Below are 22828 nucleotides of genomic sequence, written 5' to 3' on the forward strand. Positions count from 1 at the left end.
ATCTTGAAGCAATAGAAGAAAATTACATGTCAATAGCGTACAACAAATCATTCATGATCAAAGATGTAGAGATCACAGGGCATTCTGCAGGACATATACCGGGATCAACAATGTATATGATTGATGACTCTCAAAAGACCCTGTTTACAGGAGATCTGCAGACTATAGATACAGAACTTCTCAAAGGGTGTAAAAGTTATTCTGCAGACACACTTTTCATCGAGTCAACATACGCAGGCAAAGAGCATCCTCCACGTGCAAGTACAGAGCGCGAGTTTCTGGGGAAGATCGAGGAAGTACTGGATCGAAAAGGAAAGGTAATAATTCCTGCATTTGCAGTGGGCAGGACGCAGGAGCTTATGCTGGTCCTTAAAAAACTGGATCGAGAATTTTATGTAGATGGTATGAGCAACACTGTAAACCATATCCTAAAACATTATCCTGGGTATATCAAAGATGCGAAAGAGTTCAGTGAGGTCAGAAAGTTGGCCATTCCAGTAACCAGGAAAAAAGAGAGAAAACAAGCACTTGAAAATGGTTTAATAATAACCACCAGCGGCATGTTAGAAGGTGGCCCTGTGCTGGGGTATCTGGCTCAGATAAAAGATGACTCTAAAAATGCAATATTGTTTACAGGATATCAGGTAGAAAACACCAACGGTAGAATGCTGTTGGAAACGGGTATACTAGATCTGTATGGAGTTAGATCCAGAGTAATGGCTGAGATACATAAATATGATTTTTCAGCGCATGCATCGCACTCTGAGCTCGTAAAGTTTATAAACAGTACAAAAGCAGAGAATGTGGTTCTGTTTCATGGAGATCACAGAGAAGCATTAGCGCAAGATCTGGATAGAAACGTAATACTTCCTGTCAAAGGAGAGACGTACGAGTTAAAAGAATGATAAGATGAGCATAAAAATAAAAAATTATGTGGTAGGCGAATTGGAAACAAACTCATATCTTGTTTTTGATACTGATACAGGAGAGGCAATGATCATAGATCCAGGATCTGAACCAGAGAGGCTTTACAAAGATATAAAAGATGAAAATTTGCACTTACAATATATTATTGCCACGCATGGCCATTTTGATCATGTTTTAGGCGTTAACAGATTGAGGGCTTTAACGGGAGCAAAGTCTTGTATTAATGCCAAGGATCTAGAAATTATGAAATATTTACTATCCAGAGGTCTTTTTGTAGTAACATCAGAACCAATAGAAAATCCAGTATTCGATTTTTATATAGATGAAAACACCGAGTTTGAGATTGGAAATGCTATATTCAGGGTGATTACGACTCCGGGGCATAGTCCTGGTGGTATATGCCTATACACTGAAAGAATGCTGTTTTCCGGAGACACACTTTTTTATAGAGGTGTAGGAAGGACAGATATTCCGGAGGGCAATGATAAACTGCTACAAAAGTCACTTTTGAAATTGATAGAACTAGATTCAGAAACTGTAGTATATCCTGGCCATGGTCCTGTTACCAAAATAGGGGATGAGAGAAAATACAATCATTTTATTTTAAGTATTTTAAAAAATAAAGTTAAAGAACATGTGTGAGTATTCTCTTTTTAGATTGTAAATGTCAGTAAAGAATACAAAAAGCAGGGATCTTACAGCTAAACAAAACAAGAAGTATCTCTGGTTTTTAAGCTATGTTCTATCCAATATTTCCGGTGGTTTAATAAGTCCTCTTATTCCTCTTTTTGTAGTTCTCTATCTTCATTCAAGTGTTTTTTATGTGGGCTTGGCATCTTCAATTGCATCCATAGCTACTGTTCCTGCGCTTATATTTTGGGGCAATCTTTCGGATGCTATAGGAAAAAGGAAAATATTCATAACGATAGGATTTATCGGCTCATTTGCGTCTTTGCTTCTAGTTATTTTGGCGCATATGATATGGACATATATAGGCGTGCTAGCATTATTTCAATTTATTGCAATGGCTGCAACTCCGGTCTCTACACTATTAATATTAGAAAATACCAAAAAGGAAGAATGGGCAGCAATGCTCGCCAAGTTTAACTGGTACTCATATATAGGGCTTATTATAGGCCTCATTGCCGGTACCATGCTTATAACTGCCTATGCATCTGGATCTGAAACTATACTTCCGATTTTATATGTAATTTCTGCTTTACTTTACCTGAGTGCCGGGATATCTGCAATATTAATACTTCCTGAATCTGTGCAAAAACTGAAAAGGTCCGGAGTGTCGATTTTTTCAGTTCGACTAGTAGAGAGAATCAGATATTTTCCAGGTAGCGTTTTGCATATTATCTCCTTAAAAAATCTTAAGAAAAGTAAGCCATTGCTTCCAAAAACTCGCAATTATATATTTATTACCGCTTTATTGATGTTAGGCTTTCAGGTTTTTTTTGTACCTTATCCTGTATACATGCTTGAAAAACTGAAAGCAAATGAAAATCAGATATTTATAATGTATCTTTTAAATAACATTTTCTCTGCGATAGGGTTTAGGATAGCTAATAGATATGTTACGAGATTCGGGCTCAGAAAAACAATATCAATGTCACTTTTTGCGAGAATATTACTTATAGGAGTTGTGGCAGTAATTGCTTTTATATCTCTATCCTCTGTGTCAATACTATACCTATCTATTATTATATACGGGCTCATGGGATTTACATGGAGCTTTATCGGACTTTCATGGGTTACATCAGTGTCAAAGATCGCATTGCCTGAAAACAGAGGGAAAGCTATTGGCTTTTATAACTCGTTTCTTAGTATCGGACAGGTTGCAGGGGCTGCAATTTCAGGAGTGTTAGCCTATTACATTAGCTATGGTTTTGATTTTCTGGCAGCGATAATTATTATATTTATGGGCACAATCATAATATCTAGCTTTTACCTACATAACCCAGAAATAGAAAAGACTACTGCTACATAACTTAAATGTTTTAGAGATTGAAAAGACAGTAATTTTGCGATCTTCAGAGAGAAGTAGCTCAAGGTTCAATAGAAAACTCAAAAAAGTAATAATATATATATTACCTTGTAATATTCATTAAACATATATAGGGATATACCTATTGGAACATTAGAAAAGAAGATATCTGAAAAAATGAAGGTGATTTAAGATGATAGAGCAATTTATGATAAACATAAAGGATGTAAAAGATGCAGAGAAGACTTTGAAGGGTGTTGCAAAGATTACACCGGTAGAACATTCAAGAACATTTTCAGAAATGTCCGGAAATGATGTATATTTAAAACTTGAAAATTTACAGACTACAGGCTCATTTAAGTTAAGAGGCGCATATAATAAAATATATCATGCCACCGAAGAAGAACGGAAGAGAGGGATAGTAGCCACCAGTGCTGGCAATCATTCACAGGGAGTTGCTTACGCCGCCAAACTATTAAACGTAAAAGCTACAATATTCATGCCTATTTTTACTAGTCCCTCAAAAATAATTGCAACAAAAAATTACGGTGCAGAAATCCAACTTTTTGGAGAAACATATGATGAATGCAACAAGAAAGCAATTGAATATGCTGACAAAAATAACAAGATATTTGTCCATTCTTTTAACGATCCTTATGTCATAGCAGGGCAAGCTACAATTGGAATGGAAATTTACGAACAAATAAAAGATCTAGATGCAGTAGTAGTTCCGATTGGCGGTGGCGGGCTTATATCAGGAATAGCATTTGCATTAAAATCTCTTAACAACAAAATAAAAGTAATCGGTGTAGAGGCTGAAGGAGCTTCATCTATGAAATATTCTGTGGAAAAAGGGGAAATAGAGCCACTGGTAAAACTTGACACTATTGCCGATAGCATTTCTGTGAAAATACCAGGGCCATTAACTTTAGACATGGTTAAATTATATGTGGATGAACTTTTAACCGTTAAAGATGAAGAAATAGCAAACGCTATGTATTTACTTCTGACAAGAAATAAAATTGTAACAGAGCCTGCGGGTGCTGCTTCACTGGCTGCGATTTTGTCAGGAAAGATAAAAATGAAGAACAAGAAAATTTGCGCAGTGATCAGTGGCGGTAACGTGGACTTTAATTTACTCACGCAGGTAATACAGAAAGGCCTTTTAAACGAAAAACTTATGATAAAGATCTCTGTGATTATTCCAGACAAGCCAGGCTCTCTAAAGCAGATATTGAACTATCTGTCTGAGAGGCAGACTAATGTTCAGGATATTTCTATAGACAGAATTGAAAACGATGTTCCGGCAGGAATGGCAAAGATCAATATTATAGTTCAGACAATAGGCGCCGAAAACATCAAAGAGATTGTTAACTTTCTGAAAGCGCAGAATATAACATATAAGATATCGGATTAAATTGTATTCTAGTAGAATACATCTCTTATATTTTTTGGTTTTGGCAAGGCTATAAAACCTCGATGCTTTAGTGGAGATTGAGGTTCTGTAAACAATGGCAATTTTGTTTATTCTACTACATTTTCCTGTAATATAATTGATGGCTCATATGTTGATATTTTCATTTTTGCAGCTAAAGGTATAGTCATTTGGTCTGGGCCGTGCCCAAAAGGCATGCCGTAAATAACCGGTTTTTTCATTTTATTTACATAATAATAAATTATTTCTGGAAGTGAAGGATTAGGGCCTTCATCGTTCGGGATTTGTGTAAAGTCTCCAAAAACTAGTCCTTTAGCTCGATAAAGCATTTTAGATAGCCATAGTTCAGACATGTACCGATCTATATCAGAGATGCTTGTAGATACATCTTCTAAAAATAATATTCTCTCACTTGACTTGAACTCATATTCTGTACCTATGAGAGATATCAAAAGTGAAAAATTTGTGCCAGTGCTAATCCCAAAAGTTTCCCCGTCAACAATGCTCCCAACAATTCTTTTGATCTGAGGAGTTAAGTCCAAGGTTTCACCAGCCAGAATTTCAATCATATGATTCATAGTTATATCATTTGTAATGTCAAAATCTACGCCGGGCATCATGCCATGAAATGTTATAAGCCCTGTTTTCTTGTTTATTGCAATATGTAAGGCAGTGATGTCGCTATATCCAACAAATACTTTTGGATGCTCTTGAATTATATCGTAGTCTATAAGAGGGAGTATTCTCATTGACCCATACCCTCCTCTTGCGCAAAATATTGCATCTACGCTGTCGTCAGTGAACGCATTAACCAGCTCTTTTGCGCGTTCTGTGTCAGGCGCAGATAAATACCCAATCTGCTTTGTTTTCTTGATATTATCCCCGAATGAAATTTTAAACCCGAATTTTCTAAATTTTTCAATGCCAATACTTAAATTCTTTAAATTTGGGGGGCTTGCAGGAGCAATGATTCTGATATGCGCATTTTTCTTCAATTTAGGAGCTTTAATAATCTCTTTCATACGTAGTTAGTATTTTATTATCTTATATGAATATTGCTAATTTTTCAGAGCAGGGTCTTACAAAAGTTTTTTTTGAAATTATCTTTATAAAATACAAAATTTTATTAAGGCACTTACAAATCATGATTAAACTGGTGTATATGTATGATTAAAGGAATAATTTTTGATATAGATGGCACCATTTTAGATTCTTTTGAGTCTATATACGTATCTCTATCAAATATACTTAAAAAATACAATGTTGAAGATTTAAATAGGGCAGAACTAAAGGCAATGATGGATTATATGTCCTTTGAAGAGATTGTCTTAAATTTAGCAAAGAGATATAATCTCCTTGATTCTGAAAAAATATTAGAGTTGAGTAAAGATTATATAGCATATTTTAAAAAATCAATAAAGGTTGATTCAAAGCTTTTTCCAGGCATAAATGAAACTATTCAGCATCTATCAGAAAATTTTAAATTAGGAGTAATTTCTTACAATCCAAAAGATATTGTTAGAATACAATTATTAGATTTTGATCTATTAAAATATTTTCCATTCGTAAGAGGATTTGAAGATGTAAATGGTCATAAAAGAGTGGGAATTATCGAATTTTCCAGAACATACGGCCTAGATCTGAAAGAGATCGTATATATTGGTGATCAACCGAAGGATATAATAGAAGCAAGGTTTGCGGGAGTAAGGTCTATAGCAGTCACTTATGGAGTGAGTAAATATGATACATTGTTAAAAGAGCATCCAGATTATTTTGCGGGTAGTGCAAAAGAGCTCCTTGAGGTTATTCAAAAAAACTGAATGATCAATTTTTATTATATAAATATGAATGAACATTTTTCTTATATCAATATATATTTTTAGAATTTTTTTAAAAAATTATAATCATTTATAATTATTATATCAGACTATTAAAAAAGTATATATATAATCATTTCAATCGATTTTTTATGGTTTTTAATCCCAAATTTATAAAAAAAGAGGAGATTGAAAAGTTATTAACTGAAGTTACACAAGAAGAATTTTATAATGCGAGGGCAAAATCACTAACACCTTTGAAAGATACTATTTTATTGAAAGGAGAAGGTCCTTACGTAACAGATATAAATGGCAACAAATATCTAGATATGACCGCTCAAGCATGGACATTGAATTCTGGCTATTTAAATGAAGATATAATGTACAGTGTTTATACGCAGATGCACTATCTTACTCATGTGAGATATGGGTATCCAACCATACCAAGAATAAAACTGATAAATACTTTAACAGAGCTTTTTGGATTTGAGAAGGTAGCTTTCAACAATGAAGGTGGCGGCTTAGCAATAGAAGCAGCAATGAAACTCGCAATGGTAAACAGGCCAGGCAAAAAAGTTTTTATTATGAGTTATAGAGGATACCACGGCTCTACCTTGGCAACCATACCTGCCGGAAACCCTCTGCCATCAGCAATACGATTTGACGGATTTGGTGCTGAGCATTTTAAAAGAATACCTTATCCATATTGTTATAGGTGCCCTTTTAACAAACAATTTGGAGAATGCGAATTTGAATGCTTAACTTCATTAGAAAATTTGTTGATATATGATAACAATAATGATATTGCGGCCTTGATCATAGAACCTATGCAAGGGCCTGGTGGTCAAATACCTTCACCGCCAGGGTATTTAGAGAGACTGAAAAAGATAGTTCATGAAAATGAGCTACTTTTAGTATTTGATGAATCTCAAACAACTTTTGGGAGAATAGGTAGATGGTCAGCTTCAGAATACTATAATGTAAAACCAGATATAATGACCACTACAAAAGCTTTAGGTGGAGGTTTTCCGTTAGGTGCAATTCTTGCAACTAAGGAACTGAGTGGTTTTACTGAGGGAGAGGAACATACCACGTTCGGAAGTGATCCAGTGTTATTTGCAGCAGCGTTAGCGAGCATAGAAGTAACCAGGAGAATGAAGCTTTTAGAAAATTCGGAAAAGGTTGGAGGATATATCTTAAAGAGGCTTAATGAAATGAAAGAAAGACATAAGCTTATTGGGGATGTTAGAGGTGTAGGATTATTCATCGGCGTTGAACTGGTGAAGGACAAAAAAACAAAGGTCCCAGCTACAGAAGAGACAGAGCTTATTATACATTATGCATATGAGAAAAAAGTGATATTTGACTTTTCAATGCCACAGATTACTAGGAACGAATTTTCATTCAGAAATGTATTGAAAATCAAACCTCCACTAATAATCACGGAAGAAGAGGCAGATCATGCGCTGAATGTATTTGAAGATAGTCTGACAAAAGTGGAGCGGGAGGAATAAAGCAATGAATGAAGATCAGATTTTAGTTTTTGATATAGGCACAAGCAAACTCAAAGCAGGTGTATATAATGAACAAGGGGTAAAAATCGCAGAGTCAGCAAGGGAAATGGATATAAATTATCCTGTCGAAGGGTGGGCTGAACAAGACCCAGAAAAATGGATGCATTATATAGTAGAATTGTCAAAAGAGATCTTGAGTAAGATGAAGCAGGTAAATATAAAAGGTATTGGAGTTACTGGGCAGTTGATGGGATTAGTGCCTGTGAATGTGAACATGAAACATTTAAGAAACGCAATAATCTGGTTAGATTCAAGGGCAGAGCAAGAAGCAGAAGAGATATTATCCAATATTTCAGTCATGGATTTTCTTGAAATGACTGGCGGAATACCAACCGGAAAAGATGTTATAGCCAAGATTTTATGGTTAAAAAACCATGAGCCTGAGATTTTTGATAAAACCAGATATTTCTTAGATGTGAAAGATTATATAATTTATAGATTGACCAACAATATAGTAACAGATATCAGCACTGCAGCCGTGAGGGGGCTGATAGATGTAAGAATTAAAGATTGGTCGGAAACGCTTTGTAACATCATTGGCATAACAGTAGATAAACTGCCAGTTATTAGTGAAACTAAAAGCATTATAGGCAATTTAAAAAACGAGAAGCTGTTGAATCTGGGGATCAGCAAAGAGGTAGCAGTTATAAATGGATCAGGGGACGCGTTTGTTACACCATTTGGTGCAGGTGCTGTAAGAGACGGTAAAGCACATTATTATCTCGGTACTTCCAGCTGGGCCAGCACGCATGTCTCAGATCCTCTAATGAATGAAGAAAGAGGAATTGGAAGCGTTTATTCTGCCATTCCTGGAAAATGGCTTTTGATCTCAGAATCAGAAAGTGCTGGATCTTGTCTTGACTGGTTTATGTCAAATATATATAACGCAAAAGATGACAATGCGTACAGAGAAATTAATGAGAGGGTATCAAAATCGAAACCAGGGTCAAAAAACCTTATTTTTCTGCCTTGGCTATATGGAGAGCGGTCTCCTGTACTGGATGTATATGCACGTGGAGGGTTTGTAAATCTGAGCTTGGACCATAATATAAACGATCTAGCTAGGTCTGTGATGGAAGGTATTGCAATGAATGCAAGATGGATGGTTGAGGGAATCTCTGAAGCAGGTATTAATTTTTCATCCATAAACGTGGTAGGTGGAGGCGCGAAAAGTGAAGTATGGATGCAAATTCTATCAGATATGTTAAAGATGAAGGTGAATAGGATAGCAGATCCACAAAACGTGACTCTTAGGGGAAGTGCAATGCTAACATTGCTGGGATTAAATTATCTTAAAAATGTTGAAGAAACTGAGAGTTTAATAAAGATTGATACAACGTTTGTTCAAAATCCCGATACTGCATATGTATATGACAAACTTTATGAAAACTATAAGAAGATATATTCTTCATTAAAAGAAATATTTGAAAATTTGAACAGTTAGAGGTTGGTGATTTAGATGAATAAAGAGTATTTGAAAAAATTGTATGGTGAAGAGAATTTAGTTGAAAAATTATCCGATCCCGAATCTTTGCCTGAGAGCATAGATAAAGAAGATTATGTGATAGGGACCTATCTGTTAAAAACTAAGAGATCATGGAAAATAAGAGAGCTTTCAAAAGCACTGGCAATAGAGCAATCAACAGGAACATGGCTACCGGTACCGGGTGAAACTGCAGAAGTGAGAATGCAATCAGTCGCAAAGGTAATAGGGATCTATGAATTACCAGATTATGAAACTGAAGTTCCAGAAGATGTAAAAGAAAGAAGCTATGTTGTAAGAATTGCGTTTCCATTCATAAATTTTGGCATGCAGATACCAATGATGCTTTCTACGGTTGTAGGCAATATATCTCTTGCCGGGCAGATAAAAGTTTTGGACATAGAATTTCCAGAAAGTTTTGTAAAAGGTTTCAAAGGGCCAAAGTTCGGCATTGAAGGCATAAGAAAGCTTTTAAATGTGAAAGAAAGGCCTTTATTATTAAACATGATCAAGCCCTGCACGGGTTTTCCTCCAGATATTGGTGCAAAATATTTTTATGAGGCAGCAAAAGGAGGTGTAGATATCATAAAGGATGATGAGTTACTTGCAAATGCAGCATTTAACAAGCTGGAAGATCGTATTGTTAAATATATGGAAGCAGCTGACAGGGCCAGTTCAGAAAAAGGAGAAAAAACCCTGTACACTATTAACATAACAGATACATACCCCAAAATCATTGAAAATGCTGAAAAAGTGATCGAGCTTGGAGCTAACGCACTGATGGTAAATGTTTATACAGCAGGTTTTCCTGCTTTACAAGCACTGGCAGAAGATAGCGGTATCAAAGTACCAATTCTAGCGCACATGGACTTTGCAGGAACTATGTATCAATCACCATTGTACGGTGTTACTTCTCCCATAATTTTAGGAAAGTTACCAAGATTGGCAGGCGCGGACATGATGGTCTTTCCTGCACCATATGGGAAAGCATTTTATCTTAAAGAAAAAGCGATAAAAACAGGAAGAGCGCTGACTGATATATTCCATAATTTAAAGCCTACATTTCCTGCGCCGAGCGGTGGAATTGCACATCCAATGGTGCCTGACATAATAGAAGATTTTGGGAAAGATGTGATCATAGCAGCTGGAGGAGCTATACATGGGCACTCTAACGGGCCGGCTGCTGGAGCCAGAGCGTTCAGAGCCATAATAGATGCTATAATAAGTGGAAATACCATTGATAGTGTAGCAGAAGAAAATGCGGAAGTAGCAATGGCAATAGAAGACATGCTAAAATCTATAAAAGAACTGAGAAAGATAGTAGGTGAATAATAAAAAGAGGTGAAAAAAATGGTAAGTGTACCATCGTTTTTATTAAAAAAGTTGTATGTAAAAAATAGCCTGAAAAATACGGAAAACGGATTTCAGTTTGAGCTGAAAAATGTGCTTGCAGAAGCAACCATAATATCTGGAATAAAAGTGTATCTGAATGAGAAACCTATAGATCAGAAAAACATCTCTCTATCAATTAGAGAAAGTTCTATAAAATCAGAGGATATTAATATAGGAAATCCTATAAAATTCTCTGTAGGAAATTCAGTAATAGTGAAGGTTATAGATAAACCATTAACCCCATCACAGTACAAGCTCGATATAAAGACTGAATCCAAAGAATTTGGAGAAATCGCATTCTCTGTCCAAGATTCTGTTGCATGAAAACTAAATTTTCAGTCACTCTTATTTTTTTCTCGTACCTTTTATTAGTTGCATTAAACCAATTTTTATGGATCAATTTTGTAACATTGAGCAATAACGTTGTATCTGCGTATAATGTATCAGTATTTGATGTGGGGTTATTGGCAATAGTTTTTCCGATAGTATACGTGATAGTTTCCATACCGTCAGGTATTATAATAGATAAAAAAGGATATAAGTTCAGTCTGTTGATCGGTGCATTATTCATGACTGTTTTTTCAGCAATCAGGATTGCACAAAATACATATATATTCTTGTTAGTGGGACAGATTGGAATTGCCGTTGCACAACCATTTTTTAATAATAGTGTCTCTAAACTTGCAACATCCGAGTATTCTCCAGAAAAGGCGCCTATTATTATAGGGTTAGGATCGTTAGCAATATTTGTGGGTGTTGCTCTTGGAATGATCTTGCCACCGATAATGATCCTGTATATGAGCATACAAAACATTGTATACATCACGACAATAGTATCTGTAATAGTATTTTTCATATTCTTAATATCCCTGATAATGATGGGTAAAACAAAGGAGATAAAGAGCGAGACAAAACTCAATTTTTTAAAGATCCTAAAAATAAGACAAATATTAATTTTTGCAATAATAGCATTTGTGGGGATGGGAATTTTTAATGGCATGCTGACTTGGATACAGCCGATTCTTGCACATTTCAATTTCAGTGATATACAGATAGGAATTATCGGACTTGCTATAGTAGTTGCAGGAGTTTTCGGAAGCGTCATAATCCCTGGAATGGTCACTAAATTTCATAAAAGAAAGATTTTCGTCTATCTTGCATTTGCAGTTTCTACCCCCATTTTATTGATATTCGTATTTGTATCTAATTTTTATTTGCTGGTTATCATAAGTGCATTGCTGGGGTTCTTTATGCTGGGCGCATTCCCAATTTTGATTGACTGGGGCACTCTCTTATCAGGATCTCAACTAGCAGGATCTACAACTTCACTAATATGGTTATTGGGGCAGATTGGTGGATTTATAATACCCATAGTAATGGGAACTGTAGGGCCGCTTTCTCCAAACAATGACTACTTTTACGCTTTACTCTTCGATGGGATAATGTTTATAATACTATTTCCGTTGATAGTAAAATTAAAAGAAACAGATAGTTAGAAAATGATCTCCATATCCCCTGTTTTATGATCCCAATAATACTTGAATAAATTGTTTACCCAATTTATCTCGTTTTCTCTTTCTGCATAAAACGTGGTACTGTAATCTATATTCCCATCTGAGAAAGGTATATTGAATTCTCCACTGTTTTCATCAACTAATATCGCCATCTCAACAGTGTCTACGAATCTAGTTCTGATCTTTCCATTTCTTTTATATCCAATGCTTTCCAAAACATCAAAAAACTCTTTTTCAGCATTTTTCTGAAGCAATAATTTAATCTCAACACCATTTTCTATCATTTTTTTAATGGGATCTATAAATGACGTAAAAATTTCCTTTGTCATAATATGCTCATATTTATGCGCTTTTCCAAATCTCTCCACAGTCAAATTAAACCCTTCGATAGTTCCTACTACAATCTTGATGCTTTTTAGCTCTCCGATAGAAGCCTGAAATTGTATAGGTATAAAATTTAAGTCATGATTTTCCAGAATGTTGCTATAATTTTCCAGAAATAAAAAGTTTTGAAGTTGCATCATAATTATCTTACCGCTGGTAGTAAGGGCGTACTCATTTTTGTTATCTTTATAAATGATGCCAGCAGAAATCAATCTTTTTAAGTTTCTATAAATTTCTGGTTTCGGTATAGTCATATTTTTGGAAAAATCTTTTAAGTTTTGATTGTTGCAACTCAATATACTCAAAATTTTTAATCTATGCTCATTAGAAAGTTCAAATAACAGTTCTGCTAAGTCTATCTTGTTTTTATCCATACTTATTTTTATTCATTAATTTTCGGCTATATAAATATTTTTAAAACAATCATATTTTCAAAAATTTATTTTTTTCAGTATAATTTTAATAACGGTTTAAATGTTAATGATATGATGCATAATCCTCTTTTATCTTGTATAATAATGACGGTTGATTAAATATCTCTATTATAGTATCTATTGAAACAGCAATTCCTTTAAAAAGATTCTCTCCGGCTCTGTCTGGATTTACAGCTTCTCTGAAATCATCAGAATGTCCCGCTATGTTCTTAAATCCTACTTCAATGTCTATATGCCCTGTAGGAACAACCTTGCTTACATTCGCCTCATCCGAACTCCCTGAAGCTAAGCTTAGCTCTAAATCAAGATTTTCGGGAGTTATGTTTATCTTTTTGAGAGAGGTTTCAAGTAAATTGTTTATAACTCTGTTCGATTTATAATCTTCATAAAGAGGTGTAATTTCTTTGATAGTAACTTCTACACCATAGGCTTTACCAATGTTCATAATCACATTTTCAACTTTATTCTCTAAAACTCTAAGAAACTCACTAACGCTGGATCTTAGATCTATTTCCATGACCACCCTGTCAGGAACGATATTTGTTGCTGTGCCACCTTCCTTAAAAATCATTCCGATCACCGCATGTTTATCAATTTTTATCCAGCTTCTGAGATTATTAATTCCTACATAACTCATTACAGCTGCATCAAGCGCATTTGCACCCTCTTGTGGAGAATCTGCCATATGTGCTGTTTTTCCCTTGAATACCACCTCTAAAGTAATGTCTGCTAATGTTTTTGAACCCACTCTCCATCGATCATCCGGATGCATACCGATCACAAAATCAATATCTTTAAATGCACCGTTTTTAGCCATTATGGCTTTACTGCCTGCATATTTTCCTCTTCCCTCTTCTGCAGGCGCTCCAAATACTACTATTTTTCCTTTTTTAATTATATTGCTTAAGCATATTGCAGTACCGTAAGCCCAAGCAGATATTAGATTATGACCACAAGAATGGCCGTTTGGAAGCGCATCGTATTCAGCTAAAAGGCCAACAACGGGAACGCCCACCCCAAATTCAGCTTTAAATGCAGTCTCCATGCCAAGATAGGGATATTGAACATCAAATCCATGTTTTCTAAAAGAATCTACCAGTAATTTTGAGGATTTGAATTCTTCACTTCCCAGCTCTGCAAATTCATAAATTTTTTTTGAAATACTCAAGATTTCATCCTTGAACATAATTTCATATTCCATAAAATATCATCATTCTATCTAATATTTAATATTTGTTAATATGCCATGTTGAATAATTCATGCAAAGTATTTATAAAAAAATATCTTTGAAAATTGATCCTTAATAGGCAAAAATATTAGAATTTTATTTTATATAAATTATTTCCTACTAAAATCATGTTTTGATCTATTTAACATCTATGTTAAGAATTCATCAAACAATCACTAATCATAAAAATTATATACAGTTTAAAACATCACTTATGATGAGGTGAATTATACGAACGATGAAAGTAAAACAACAGCGGAGCAAATAGCAGAGAAAGTATCAATACAATCAGATAAAAAACTAAGAAAGGCGCTGTCATTCCAAGACCTATTTTTCTTGTCATTAGGAGGTATGATAGGTTCTGGGTGGCTGGTCGCAATTGGATATGGAGCTTCAATAGCCGGTCCGGCTATAATTATATCATGGATTATAGGCGGAATAATTGTATTATTTATAGCACTTACCTTTGCAGAAATATCAAGTGCAATACCTAAAAGCGGTGCAATAGTCAGATATCCACAGCTTGCATTGGGTGGATATACAGGTTATATAGTCAGCTGGGCTTACTTTTTAGGTGCTGCCAGCATGCCCCCGGTAGAGGCAGAAGCAACACTACTTTATGCAAATAGCTATTTGCCTAGTACTTTAAAAGCAGTTTCTGGAATCGGGCATTTAACTACAATCGGAATCTTGTTTGGAATAGTACTTATGGTTGTATACTTCTTCTTGAACTATCTAGGAATTAAGTTTTTAGGCAAATTCAATACTTATGTAACATGGTTCAAACTAGTCATACCAATTATTACATTCATCATAGTATTCATATTTTTGTACCACAGTGATAATTTAACAGGATTTGGATTTATGCCATACGGATCATCAATGATACTTTACGCAATTCCAACTGCGGGAGTAATATTTTCATATATTGGTTTCAGACAGGCTTTACAGTTTGGTGGAGAAGCGAGAAATCCGCAGAGAGATATACCAAGAGCAACAATATTTTCTGTGTTAGTAGCAATGGTAATTTATGTGCTGATAGAACTTGCTTTTATTGGTGCTATTAACTGGACCAGTGCAGGCGTGGTTGTCGGGCAATGGTCTACGATAGGGCCTTCAAATGCATTAGGTTCAACACCGTTATTGCCAATTCTAAAATATAGTGGTATCGCAGGAATAGTTGCGTTTTCTTATTTCTTAATGATTGACGCATGGATATCTCCATCAGGTACGGGCTGGATATATGAAGGTAATGCAGCGAGAGTAGCTTACGGTATATCTTCAAACGGTGTGTTTCCAAGAACGTTTTTAAATGTAACTCAAAGGACTAGAATTCCATTATACGCTCTTTTATTAACGTTATTTGTTGGCATATTACTGCTACTTAGTTTCTCTTCTTGGTACGTGTTTGTTGGATTTATTACCAGCATAACAGTGCTCACATATGTGATAGGCCCAATAGCAATCTATGCATTTAGAAAACATGCACCGGACCTTAAAAAGCCATTTAAGCTAAGAATGGCGGGAGTTATTGCGCCTATTGCGTTTATAGGTGCTGGATTGATCGTATATTGGTCTGGAATAAAAACGCTAGGGCTTGTCTACTCAACAATATTTGTAGGTATTCCTTTATTCTATTTCCTGTACGGAACAGTAAAACTAGAGCTATCAAAAGCATACGCGTATACAGTAGGTATTATCGGCGTGATCATTGCCGCTATTTTGGATCTATTTGAATACTTTTATGTATTATATCCATCATCATCAGAATCTTTGGCTACTAATCAAAAATACTTCATAGTTATCTGGATAGTTCAACTGATACTGATATTCGGTATTACATTATTAACGCAGAGAAAAGTTAAAGAAGAGCACAAAAAAATGTTCAAGGCATCATACTGGCTTTTAATATTTATATTCTTCTCATATCTTATCTCATACATAGGCGCTTATGGATACACACTTTTATTCACAAAAACGGTGACAATTATCCAGAAACATGGTCCTGCTAAAGTAGTTACTACAGCACCGAATGCATTGCTTGCTTATCCTTACGATACGATACTAATGATCATTGTTTTTGCAATAATATACGTATTTGGACTCAGAGCAACATATAAAACCGAAGATATGGAAGATGTGATAGAAGAACAAAAAGAATTAGAGCAGGCAGAATAAATATCCTCCCTTTTTTTCTATTTTTTAAGATTATAAAAATAATTTAGGTACGGTTTTATCTACGTTTACAACTAGCACTTTCGCATAATCTCCCTCTTTTAACCACTCTATTTCTTTCAAATCAGCACCAGCAACCATTACGTCTATTCCAAAGCCTTTAACTATGTTTTCTATGTCCAAGTTTAAAGTTAAATATTCTGCGTTCTCAAGCTCTGGATAATAGCTTTTTGCAAAGCTCTTTAAAATATTATACCCACCATTATTTAGGACCAGATATTTTACTGGCAAATGATATTTTTTAGCTGTCCACAGACTCTGGATCGTGTACATAAAAGCTCCATCTCCAACAATTTCCAGTACCTTGTTGCTGTGCATTGCGATTCCTAATGATGCTGCATTTGCCCAACCTAATTGCCCACTTTTTGCGGTAAAATAACGATTGTACCCATATCCAAAAATGGACCTGACTACATAGGATGAGGAAATTGATTCATCCACTATTGTATATCCTGCAAAGTATTTTTTTGCAATGTACATTACATAACTTACACCCATCACTTTTTTCTCTCTCGCCACCTTGTTTGCAAACGTAAGGTCATCTGGTCTTTTAAAATTAGATTTTTTAAGCGCATGCTTCTTAAATTCTTTTAAAAATAGTTTCGGGTTCATAATATAAGAATCTCCAATCTTATTTGACACTCCAAAGCCAACAAAAATTAGGTCTTTGCCAGGCAATGGTGGGGATGGCAAATATGGATAAAATGTAAGGTCTCCTCCAACAAATAGTATTAGGTCATGTTCTAAAAGTTTTAAGTTTATAAGCGTAGTTCCAGGCATAAGGTCTCCGGCGTAAGAGCTATGATCTGAATTAAAAACAGACCTGCTGGACAGAGGCTCTCCATAAACAGGGCAACCAGTATGCTGTGCTAGTTCTTCAGCTTCTTTAAATGCATTAAACAGATCGATTTCATATCCAAATACAATTGCAGGGTTCTTGGCCGCATTAAACCTATTTGCAATGTGTAGCACTGATTCGACATCTATCAGATTATATTCTGAATTATGTTCAATATATTTAGAATAGTTAGCATTCTGGTCCATTACATCCATAGGAAATGATAAAAAAACTGGCCCCATCGGCGGTGTCAGAGCTATATTTTTAGCTTTTTTTATGGCGGGAGCAATATCTTCAACATTATGTATTTCATACTTATATTTAACAGCGTCCCCTATTACTGAAATAAGATCATAGTACAGTATAGGCTCATAAAACATGTGTCTAGTATCTTGTTGTCCAGCAGTGATAATGATCGGTGTATGATTCTGTTTAGCAGTATATACAAAAGCCATGGAATTTGCAAGGCCAGGCAAAGTATGCAGATTTACCAAGCTTGCTTTTCTCAGGAATTGGGACCTTCCATCAGCCATTCCTACAGCAATAGAATCGTGGAGAGTAAGCACATAGTTTTTGACATTTCTCAACATCGGCAACTCTGTAGTTCCAGGGTTTCCAAATACAGGATACAAATCTAAATCTTCCAAAACTTTGCTGAAAATTTCAGAGCCTTTCATCAGATCACCCTGAACTGTGGCTCTATACCTTGACTATATCTAAGCACATTCGAAATGGTCTCAGTTAAAAATCTTCTCTGGCTCTCTACTGTTACCCCTGCTATATGCGGAGAAAATAGCACATTATCTAACTTAAACAACTCAGATTCAAAATCAGGTGGCTCTTTGTTATAGACATCTAATCCTGCCTTTAATCCCTTAGTCTTAACCGCTTTTATTAGCGCTTTTTCGTCTACAATCTCTCCGCGTGAGGTATTAATAAAAATAGCTCCATCTTTCATTATTGAAAATTCGTGATCAGAAAACAGATGTTTTGTCTTTTCAGTCAATGGTAAATGTAATGAGATTATGTCAGAGTTTTTTAGAAGGTATTCAAAATCAGTATATTGAATACCTAATGTTTCTTCGAGTTCTTCAGGTAATCTGTTAATATCATAATAGATTATACCTACCTCAAATGGAATTAGACGTTCTACCAGTTTTATGCCTATTTTACCCATCCCTACAATTCCTACTACTTTTCCCATCAAATCCATAGATCCTGTAATTAAAGGCCAGTTTTTTGATCTCAACTGATTATCTAAAAATTTAATATCTTTTAAGAATGCCAAGGTCATTGCAATTACGTGTTCTGCCACGCTTTCTTTGTTGGCAATTGGGATGTTACATAACATAATATTCTTCTTTTTTAGATACTCCACATCTACATTATCATAACCTGTACTAGCCACCTGTACAAATTTTAAATTTGGCATACGGTCAATCATCTCTTTATGCACAGCAGTAAAAGTAGTAACTACAAGCACTTCAACATCACTTGATTCGAAGGAACTATCAGTAGTTATTTGCATTTCCGGTAATATCTGGGACACTGTAGCTTTGATTTCTTCAGTGGGTATAAAACCTGGAATTATTGTCAAATATTTCATAAATTTATACATAATTTTTCTAATATTTATACATTTCTTAAAATTATATCAGAAAGCCAACTAAAAACAAACCTAAAAATTATAGGTCAAGAATTATGATCTTTGGACAATATCAGATCTTTGTTGATAATTTAATATTATTTCATTATGCCGAAGCCATAGGTTTTATCCGGATCATTTAATTTGCATTGTTTTCAAAACAAGTGAGCTGTGTTAATTGATAATATTTTTCAACAGATACTTGACAGCGCCGATTTTTGGAAATATTAATATAATACATATTTATTAATTATATATTATGACTAAAAGCCAGGTTGTTTTTGCAGGTGTTTTTGTAGTATCATCATTAGCAACACTGGGCGTAGGTGTGAATAACGCAAATCTTGCTGAGATTATTACTATTGTAGGTATATATGTTCATGCTTGGTTTTTGTCTTTTGCACTTGGACTTCCCTTGATAGTACTTACTTATGAGGCTCTTGCAATAAGAAAAAAAGATCCTGAATATATGAGAGCCGCTATAAGAGGCAGTAGAGTATGGGGGATATCTTTCGCTACAGGTGCAGTTACTGGAACACTAGTCGAATTTGGGCTGGTACAGATATGGCCTGGATCTCTATTAGCAATTGGTACATTTTTCTTCGCGCCTATGTTCATAGAACTTTTTGCATTTATGGCAGAAATTGTGTTTCTTGCACTTTATTTATATACTTGGGATCAGTTTAAATATAAGTGGAAGCACTGGATACTTGGAATAGGAGTAGGTGTAGGGTCTATCTGGTCAGGTTTTCAAATATTAACAGTAAATGCTTGGATGAACGTTCCTTGGGGTACTGGCTCAATAGTGCAACAAGTATTGCCTTGGGAACCTAATTTAGGGCCAAATGTTGTAAACAATCAGGCGCTTTTAAAAATACTTAGTTTATTGCCCTCTACAGGCTCTAGTATATTAGGTAACCTTAGCACCGTACAAACTCTTGGGCAGTTGCTTACAGATCCATTTATCTCATTTTTCTCACCTGATACGATCCCGTTATTTTTGCACACAGTTACAGCTGCAATAATCGTAATAGGATTCTTAGCATGTTTTATCTTGGCAGTAAAGTATTTCAAAAATAAATCTAAAAAGGCTTATTACGCCAAGCTCATAAAAATACCATTTGGAGTAGCTGCAATTGCATCTTTATTGCAGCCACTTTTTGGGGACTTTGAAGGTAGAGTTGAGTATACATATATGTATACCAAGTTTCTGGCATTAGAAGGCATCCCAGCACAGGGTGGAAATAACCCAATTATTAGCATATTACTGTATGGCAATCCCAATCACTTTTTCTATGGATTCGATTATTTGAAAACGCTTGTTTCAAAATCTATCTCCCCTGGGATGGCGCTTTATACAATAAACTTTGCACAACAGAACCAGTACTGGCTCAGTCCTCTCTACTTGATCATGGTAATATTTGGAGTGATTTTGTTTATATTTGCCATCATTTATTTTGGCCTTTTTTCCAAGATCATAAACAAACTTGTGAGAACGGTGCTAAGAAGGGATACTATAGACATACTGTTTTATGGATCCCTCGTCCTACCTTTTATTGCAATAACAGCTGCAATTATAGGGTGGATGGTTAGAGAAGTAGGCAGGCACCCATGGAGCGTTCTTGGCCTCATCACATATAATGAAATTGTGACCCCTGTCAATCTTACAATATCCTATCTTGCATTGATATTATTTATTGAACTTTCAATTTTCATTGGCGGAACTATTGCAATGTACGTATCGTTTCAGTGGAAAGTAAAGGAAAAAACAATATCTATAGAACCAGAACCAGAATTTCCAGGTGATAAAAAATGATTTTTCCGTCGTTTTCAGGTTCCGTATTAATGGCATTTTATTTGCTTGGCTTTACATTGATAGCCCATCTCTTTTTAGTTAATATAGTACTTGGTATTGCAATATTAGTGCCATTTTTAGAATGGAGAAGTTATAAGAAAAACGACCCGGAACTTTTAACTTTGTCCCAGAGACTGTTCAAATATCTAGCAGTATCAGAGCTTGTAGCTGGTGTTTGGGCTACTTGGGTAACTATCGTTCTGGCAGGGTACTGGAGCACGTTATTGTTTATTGCAACATCAAAGTTATTTATGCCAATAACCATCGCATTAATAGGAATCTTAATTTCGATACCAAGTATGGCATCATATTACTATCTATGGGGGAAAGTAAGACACTCTGTACATCTATTAATCGGCGTATTAATGATCATTGGAGCGGCGATGGTACCCATAGGGTTTAACTATATCTTTACTTTTATAGATGATCCTGTAGGGCTGAGTTCCACAAATGTATGGAATGTGATGTTTAATCCTTTATATCCAGATTTTACACTGCATCGGATACTTGGTGGTATAATAATAACTACCATGATATTTTCAGCGCTTTATGCAATAAAGTATGTAAAAAGCACAAACGAAAAAGAGAAAAGTATCTATGTCAAAGGAGTGAAATATGGTCTTTATATAGGTGTTCCTGCACTGATCTTGCAAACTGTTATTGGGATAATATACGCTATAGAGCTCACACAATACGCTCCTTATATATCCAGTGCGGTCTTTGGCGGTATTTATAATTCTTCAGTGCCAACATACTATCAATTTACACCACTTTTCATTGTGTTCATGATAGTAATTGCCATTATATGGATTGGAAGCTTTTATAACCTAAGAGCCCTAAAAAGATTAAAATTTCACAATTCAATATCGTACATGCTTTTAATTGCAGCTATAATAGGATTACCGTTAGGTGAGTACTTAAATGATGCTTCCAGGTTTCCATATTTTGTTATAACAGGCAATACGGGAATACCTGCTTCTAGTTTTATAAATACGTGGATGACTATACCTGACAGCTTTGCTTACGTGGCGATAGTAATCTCTGGTTTTTTGATGATTATGTTCTGTATACTTTTATACTGGGTATTCATAAAAGCTTTTAAAGCTAAAATTTAACAATTTTTTATTAAATTTTTTAGCACATTTTTTTAATCTTACATCAAAATTTTTCGTAACAACATATTGCAAAAATTAATTGGTTATTATTTAGAATTTATCAAATCCATAACATTGAGTTAATTGCCCGCTGCAGTTTTAAAATTATAATTTATATTTAGATTAATACGGGTTTTAAACGAAAGATTACAAAATCAATTCAGTGGATTTGTCAATTCTCCTTTGAAAAAATTGTCAATTAACACAGCTCACATATTTCGAAAACAATGCAAATTAAATGATCCAGATAAAAGCTATGTGTGTCGGCAAAATGAATTAACATTCGCTTATCAACGGAGAGTTGACATCTTCATTTCAACAAAAATAATAAATAATGGAAACAAATATAGGTGGAGCAAAAATGAAAACCTATTTAAAAATAACATTTCATAGTGAAGGAGCAAAACCAACAGAGATTGAGGCACGGTTAGAAGCGCTAGGATTCAGACCCCTCACTGGAATATATGATTTTGTATATGAATGGGGCAACAGCGCAACTGTTGAAGACGCTTTATGGTTTGCAGATAAAATACATGAAACCCTAAAAGGGTTAGACGTGTTATTCGAACTAGAAACTTCTAACGACTAAATTTTTATTTTTTCTATTTGATTATAAATCTTCTGTAAGTGCCGCAATTTAGGCATTTTATTATTATCTTTTTATTTTTCAATCTTATTTGCGCAGTTTTTGATGAAATTAAAATAAAGTTACATCTTTTGCAATAAATATGTTTATACTGCTCTGGCACTGGAACTTTGTAATGTGATGAAATTTTAAGTGCAGAGCTCACATATTTTTTTGCTTGGTCAAAGTTACCTTTTTTGGTATACTCTATTGCCAAATTGAACAGTTTGTTAATTCTCTGCTCTGAAATCTTTTTTATTTCTGCTTTTTTATTGCAATTATTCACTTTTTATTTGA

20 protein-coding genes are annotated in these 22828 nt (G+C 34.8%); 14 read left to right on the forward strand and 6 right to left on the reverse strand.

Annotated features, from left to right (window positions below; translation table 11 throughout):
* From QXQ25_01310 to ilvA, 4 genes are all read left to right on the forward strand, one after another.
* The coding region (locus tag QXQ25_01310) for an MBL fold metallo-hydrolase (protein ID MEM0160342.1) at positions 1-905 on the forward strand (905 nt) is incomplete at its 5' end.
* 4 nt (positions 906-909) lie between these two features.
* Positions 910-1569: an MBL fold metallo-hydrolase gene (locus tag QXQ25_01315; protein MEM0160343.1), complete on the forward strand. Its 660-nt coding sequence runs from the start codon at positions 910-912 to the stop codon at positions 1567-1569.
* A 22-nt stretch (positions 1570-1591) separates the two neighbouring features.
* Positions 1592-2920, forward strand: a complete 1329-nt coding sequence (locus QXQ25_01320; GenBank protein MEM0160344.1) for an MFS transporter — start codon at positions 1592-1594, stop codon at positions 2918-2920.
* Positions 2921-3110: 190 nt separating this feature from the next.
* Positions 3111-4334, forward strand: a complete 1224-nt coding sequence (ilvA, locus tag QXQ25_01325; GenBank protein MEM0160345.1) for a threonine ammonia-lyase — start codon at positions 3111-3113, stop codon at positions 4332-4334.
* Positions 4335-4441: 107 nt separating this feature from the next.
* On the opposite strand, the gene QXQ25_01330 is transcribed toward ilvA, so the two are convergent.
* Entirely contained in the window at positions 4442-5374 is a 933-nt protein-coding gene (locus QXQ25_01330; protein MEM0160346.1) for an LD-carboxypeptidase, read from the reverse strand.
* Between the two features lie 144 nt (positions 5375-5518).
* Here QXQ25_01330 and QXQ25_01335 point away from each other — a divergent pair, with 144 nt between their 5' ends.
* From QXQ25_01335 to QXQ25_01360, 6 genes are all read left to right on the forward strand, one after another.
* Entirely contained in the window at positions 5519-6172 is a 654-nt protein-coding gene (locus QXQ25_01335; GenBank protein MEM0160347.1) for an HAD family hydrolase, read from the forward strand.
* A gap of 149 nt (positions 6173-6321) precedes the next feature.
* Positions 6322-7683: an aspartate aminotransferase family protein gene (locus QXQ25_01340; protein ID MEM0160348.1), complete on the forward strand. Its 1362-nt coding sequence runs from the start codon at positions 6322-6324 to the stop codon at positions 7681-7683.
* 4 nt (positions 7684-7687) lie between these two features.
* A complete protein-coding gene (locus QXQ25_01345) occupies positions 7688-9187 on the forward strand; it encodes an FGGY-family carbohydrate kinase (protein MEM0160349.1) in 1500 nt (499 codons plus the stop codon).
* 15 nt (positions 9188-9202) lie between these two features.
* Positions 9203-10558: a RuBisCO large subunit C-terminal-like domain-containing protein gene (locus tag QXQ25_01350; protein ID MEM0160350.1), complete on the forward strand. Its 1356-nt coding sequence runs from the start codon at positions 9203-9205 to the stop codon at positions 10556-10558.
* 18 nt (positions 10559-10576) lie between these two features.
* On the forward strand, positions 10577-10942 hold the full coding sequence (locus QXQ25_01355) for a hypothetical protein (protein MEM0160351.1): 366 nt from the start codon (positions 10577-10579) through the stop codon (positions 10940-10942).
* Positions 10939-12114 carry an MFS transporter gene (locus QXQ25_01360; protein ID MEM0160352.1) on the forward strand — a complete coding sequence of 392 codons (1176 nt, stop codon included), beginning with the start codon at positions 10939-10941 and terminating at the stop codon, positions 12112-12114. Before QXQ25_01355 ends, QXQ25_01360 begins: the two co-directional genes overlap by 4 nt.
* Here QXQ25_01360 and QXQ25_01365 read toward each other — a convergent pair.
* Entirely contained in the window at positions 12111-12890 is a 780-nt protein-coding gene (locus QXQ25_01365) for a hypothetical protein (protein ID MEM0160353.1), read from the reverse strand. The genes QXQ25_01360 and QXQ25_01365 overlap by 4 nt on opposite strands.
* 103 nt (positions 12891-12993) lie before the next feature.
* Entirely contained in the window at positions 12994-14151 is a 1158-nt protein-coding gene (locus tag QXQ25_01370; protein MEM0160354.1) for an amidohydrolase, read from the reverse strand.
* A gap of 250 nt (positions 14152-14401) precedes the next feature.
* Between QXQ25_01370 and QXQ25_01375 the strand changes: the two genes are divergently transcribed.
* Positions 14402-16357 (forward strand): APC family permease, encoded by a 1956-nt coding sequence (locus QXQ25_01375; GenBank protein ID MEM0160355.1) that lies wholly within the window; start codon positions 14402-14404, stop codon positions 16355-16357.
* Between the two features lie 30 nt (positions 16358-16387).
* Here the strand turns inward: QXQ25_01375 and QXQ25_01380 are convergent, their stop codons facing one another.
* Positions 16388-17929 carry a thiamine pyrophosphate-binding protein gene (locus QXQ25_01380; GenBank protein MEM0160356.1) on the reverse strand — a complete coding sequence of 514 codons (1542 nt, stop codon included), beginning with the start codon at positions 17927-17929 and terminating at the stop codon, positions 16388-16390.
* Positions 17929-18858, reverse strand: coding sequence for a 2-hydroxyacid dehydrogenase (locus QXQ25_01385; GenBank protein MEM0160357.1), 930 nt, complete (start codon positions 18856-18858; stop codon positions 17929-17931). The genes QXQ25_01380 and QXQ25_01385 overlap by 1 nt, the downstream gene beginning before the upstream one ends.
* Before the next feature lie 298 nt (positions 18859-19156).
* On the opposite strand from QXQ25_01385, the gene QXQ25_01390 reads away from it, so the two are divergent.
* From QXQ25_01390 to QXQ25_01400, 3 genes are all read left to right on the forward strand, one after another.
* The gene (locus QXQ25_01390; GenBank protein ID MEM0160358.1) at positions 19157-20713 is read left to right on the forward strand and encodes a cytochrome ubiquinol oxidase subunit I; all 1557 of its coding nucleotides are present in this window, start codon (positions 19157-19159) and stop codon (positions 20711-20713) included.
* Positions 20710-21867, forward strand: a complete 1158-nt coding sequence (locus tag QXQ25_01395) for a cytochrome ubiquinol oxidase subunit I (GenBank protein ID MEM0160359.1) — start codon at positions 20710-20712, stop codon at positions 21865-21867. The genes QXQ25_01390 and QXQ25_01395 overlap by 4 nt, the downstream gene beginning before the upstream one ends.
* A 373-nt stretch (positions 21868-22240) precedes the next feature.
* Positions 22241-22495, forward strand: a complete 255-nt coding sequence (locus QXQ25_01400) for a hypothetical protein (protein MEM0160360.1) — start codon at positions 22241-22243, stop codon at positions 22493-22495.
* A gap of 13 nt (positions 22496-22508) precedes the next feature.
* Here QXQ25_01400 and QXQ25_01405 read toward each other — a convergent pair whose 3' ends face one another.
* Complete coding sequence (locus QXQ25_01405; protein MEM0160361.1) at positions 22509-22817, reverse strand: RNAase P; 309 nt, start codon at positions 22815-22817, stop codon at positions 22509-22511.
* Positions 22818-22828 lie beyond the last annotated feature (11 nt).

Source organism: Thermoplasmata archaeon (genome assembly GCA_038729465.1).
GTDB lineage: Archaea > Thermoplasmatota > Thermoplasmata > Thermoplasmatales > ARK-15 > JAVRLB01.